Annotated in this window: 5 protein-coding genes; 2 read left to right on the top strand and 3 right to left on the bottom strand. The window is 73.3% G+C overall.

The window, feature by feature from the left end; all coding sequences use genetic code 11:
• Positions 1–344: late competence development ComFB family protein (locus LLG88_12065; GenBank protein ID MCE5247637.1), on the bottom strand; the 344-nt coding region annotated here is incomplete at its 3' end.
• A 113-nt stretch (positions 345–457) separates the two neighbouring features.
• Here LLG88_12065 and LLG88_12060 point away from each other — a divergent pair.
• A complete protein-coding gene (locus tag LLG88_12060) occupies positions 458–1,393 on the top strand; it encodes a HAMP domain-containing histidine kinase (protein MCE5247636.1) in 936 nt (311 codons plus the stop codon).
• Positions 1,390–2,070: a response regulator transcription factor gene (locus LLG88_12055; protein MCE5247635.1), complete on the top strand. Its 681-nt coding sequence runs from the start codon at positions 1,390–1,392 to the stop codon at positions 2,068–2,070. Before LLG88_12060 ends, LLG88_12055 begins: the two co-directional genes overlap by 4 nt.
• 217 nt (positions 2,071–2,287) lie before the next feature.
• Here the strand turns inward: LLG88_12055 and LLG88_12050 are convergent, their stop codons facing one another.
• Both LLG88_12050 and LLG88_12045 read right to left on the bottom strand, forming a co-directional pair.
• Entirely contained in the window at positions 2,288–3,118 is an 831-nt protein-coding gene (locus LLG88_12050) for a TonB family protein (protein ID MCE5247634.1), read from the bottom strand.
• A 118-nt stretch (positions 3,119–3,236) separates the two neighbouring features.
• Entirely contained in the window at positions 3,237–3,389 is a 153-nt protein-coding gene (locus LLG88_12045) for a YqgE/AlgH family protein (GenBank protein MCE5247633.1), read from the bottom strand.
• Between the last annotated feature and the right edge of the window lie 16 nt (positions 3,390–3,405).

The following is a 3,405-nucleotide window of genomic DNA, read 5'->3' as shown; positions in this document are numbered from 1 at the left end:
TGCTGACCGACGAGCATGATCGCGTAGTCGATCGCCGCGTCGAGCTGCCCCATGATGTCGGTCGGCGGCCCCTGATCCTCAAGCCGCCGCGCGAAGCTCGACGTGCTGTGGTAGTAGAGCGCCGGCACGCGGTTGAGCGCGATGCAGTACATGTCCTCGATGCACTGCTGGCAGTGGCAGATCTCCGGAATCTGCTCCAGCTTCCGCTCGAGCATCCGGCACGCCAGAACCTCGACCGCGTTGCGGATCCGGTCGAGCGGCACGCGCCCGATCCGGCGCATGTCGCCGAGCGACGAAGGCCGGGGCTGGCCTTCCGGCGCGGGCTGGTTCTTCTCGTCGTTCACGGTGTCCTCCGGCCGAGCACCGCCTAAGGTGTCCCCGCGCGGCGGTTTGGTCAAGCGCCCCGCGCGCGCCCCGCGGGGCCCCCTCCCGGCGGTTCGGTCATAATGAGCCGGTCATGAGCCGGTCCTCGACCAAGCCCCGCCGCGCGCGCGCCTCCCGCGATCCGCTGCAGGTCAGCCTGCGCTGGGTGGTCCACCTGACGCTGCTGCTCGTCGTCGTCCCGATGTCGGTCCTGACCGGCGTGGGGATCGTCATCCTCTGGCAGTCGCGCAACGCCTCGCAGGGGCTGGTGATGGGGATCCTGATCGTCGCCTTCTCCGCCTCGATCGTCGCCGGCTCGCTTCTCCTGCTGATCCTCGCCCGGCGCGGCGCGCGCCTCGCGCAGGTGCAGGAGACGTTCATGTCCCGCATGAGCCACGAGCTGCTGACGCCGCTCGCCGGGATCCGCCTCCACGTGCAGCTCCTCGAGGGGACGCGCCTCCCCGACGACGCCGCGGCCTCGCTCGAGGCGATCCGCCGCGAGACGGGGCGTCTGCAGGAGCTCGTCGAGGGGATCGTCAGTTGGCGGCGCGTCCGCTCCTCGCGGCATCTGATCCACCGCGCGCCGACGACGCTCGGCGCCGTCGTCGAGGCCGCGGTCGCGCGCACCCCGGGCGCCGACCGCGCGAAGATCCGCGTCGCCGAGCCCGGGCAGCGGATCGTCGCCGACCCGACCGCCCTCGGCGAGGCGGTCGGCAACCTGCTGCAGAACGCGCTCAAGTACGCCGGCGACGACGGGCCGGTGGAGCTCACCGCGCGGCGCCTCGGGCGGATGGCGGTCTTCGCCGTGACCGACCGCGGCCCCGGCCTCCCGCCGACGGCGCCGGAGCAGGTCTACGAGCCGTTCGTGCGCTACGTCCACGCCGACCGTCCCGACCCCGGCGGCTCGGGGCTCGGCCTGAGCATCGCGCGGCAGATCGTCCGCGCGCACGGCGGCAAGATCGCCGCCTGCCGGCGCCTCGGGCGCGGGCTGCTGTTCGTGATCGTCGTCCCCGCGGGGGGCGCGGCGTGAGCGCGGTCGGGGCGCGGATCCTCGTCGTCGAGGACGACCAGACGCTGCGCGACGGGCTGCAGCTCGTGCTGCGCAAGGCGGGGTACGCGGTGGACGCCGTCGTGCGCGGCGAGCAGGCGCTGAAGGCGATCCGCGAGACGCCGCCCGACCTCGTGCTGCTCGACCTGATGCTCCCCGGCTTCGACGGCACGTTCGTGCTGAAGAAGGCGCGCGAGGAAGGGTTCCAGGCGCCGGTGATCATCATGTCGGCGCGCGACCGGGTGGAGGACAAGATCCACGGCCTGCACACCGGCGCCGACGACTACATAACGAAGCCGTTCGACATCGACGAGCTCTTGGCGCGGATCGCGGTGCGGCTGCGGCGGACCGAGGGGCCGAACGAGGTCCGCTTCGGCGACGTCGTGGTGGACCGCGGGGCGCGCGTCGCCTACCGCGGCGGCGAGCCGGTGCACCTCACGCCGAAGGAGTTCTCGCTGCTCGAGCACTTCATCGAGCACGCCGGCGTGGCGCTGGGGCGCGGCCGGATCCTCGAGGACGTCTGGGGCGTGGACTACCGCGGCACGCGGCGCACGGTGGACAACTTCGTGCGGGCGCTGCGCGCCAAGCTCGAGGACGACCCCGAGCGGCCGCGCCACTTCCTCACGGTCTTCGCGCGCGGCTACCGCTTCGAACTCTGATCGTCCGCCGCGGCCTGCCGCCCGACGCGAGCCTCGCCGACCTTGCCGTTCAACGCCTCAAAGGCAAGGGTGCGCGTCATGCACCTCGGGAGGCAGGCGCGGTGGAATCTTGAGCGCGGCGACGGTCGTCGGGGCGCGCCAGCCTCCCCTACGCGTTCGTTGGTGCGTTCGTTGGTGCGTTCGTTGATTCGTGCGGCGGTTCGTCCGGCGGCGCGCGTCAGGGCGCCGCGGGCGCGGGCGGTTCGGCGGTCGTCGCCGGCTGGTCGAGCTTGAAGGCGATGACCTGGGTGAAGAGCACCTTGACGGGCCGGCCGCAGAGGACGGCCGGCCAGAAGCGCCAGCGGCGCGCCGCGGAAACGGCGGCGGCGGCGAGGAGGGGCAGCGGGCGCAGGATCTGCACCCGCTGCACGACCCCCTTCTCGTCGATCATCGTTTGGAAGATCACGCGCCCCTCGACGCCTTCCTTGCGCGCCTTCTTCGGATACTCGGCGGGCGCCTTGAAGAGCGGCGTCGGCGCCTGAACGTTCCCCACGACGATAATCGGGCCGTCGGCCTCGCGGGGCGCCTCGCCCGCGGCGAGGCGCGCCAGCTCGGACGTCGCGCACTCCGCGCCGAGCGCCGCGGCGCGACGGTACCAGTAGGTCGTCCAGTCGTTGTCCGGGCCGACGCAGAGGCCGGAGCGGAACGCCCCCGCGAGTTTCAACGCCGCCGGCGCGTCGCCGCGCGCCGCGGCCTCGTACAGCCGGCCGAACTCAGAGCCGAAGATCGGCGTGTCGTCGGCGTCGGCGCAGGCGAAGCCGAGCGCCCGCCGCGCCGAGGCGTCCCCGGCGCGCGCCGCGGACGACAGCATCGTCAGCGCCTTGTCGAGATTGCGCGGGACGCCTTGCCCCGCGAAGTAGAGCGCCCCGGCCTTGCCCTGCGCTTCCGCATTCCCCGCCTTGGCCGCCGCGAGGATCCGGGCGACCCCGCCGTCGTCGCCCGCCGCGGCCACGCCCGACGCCGCGGCCGCGACCATGAGCGCGATCCCCGCCAGAGTCATCCGTCCCATCGTTCGTCCCTCTCTGCGCATCTCGTTCCCCCCTCGACGCGCGCCGCGAGGCCCGCGCCGGCGATCTGTTCGTCCGCGCCGACGATCTGTCCATCATAGCGAGCGCGAAGGCGGGAGGTCAGTTCAGCCCGACCCCCGGCGTCAGGGTCGCGGGGTCGATGCCGGCGGCGTGGAGCGCGCTGCGCCACGCGTCGTCGGGATCGACGTCGAAGATGAAGGCCGGGTCGGCCGGAAGCGCCGCCCACGCCCCCTCCTCCAGCTCGCGCTCGATCTGCCCCGGCCCCCAT

This window comes from bacterium, from assembly GCA_021372775.1.
Classification (GTDB): Bacteria; Acidobacteriota; Polarisedimenticolia; order J045; family J045; genus JAJFTU01.
Note: the sequence above shows the minus strand (reverse complement) of the source record. Positions and strands in the feature narration are given on the sequence as shown.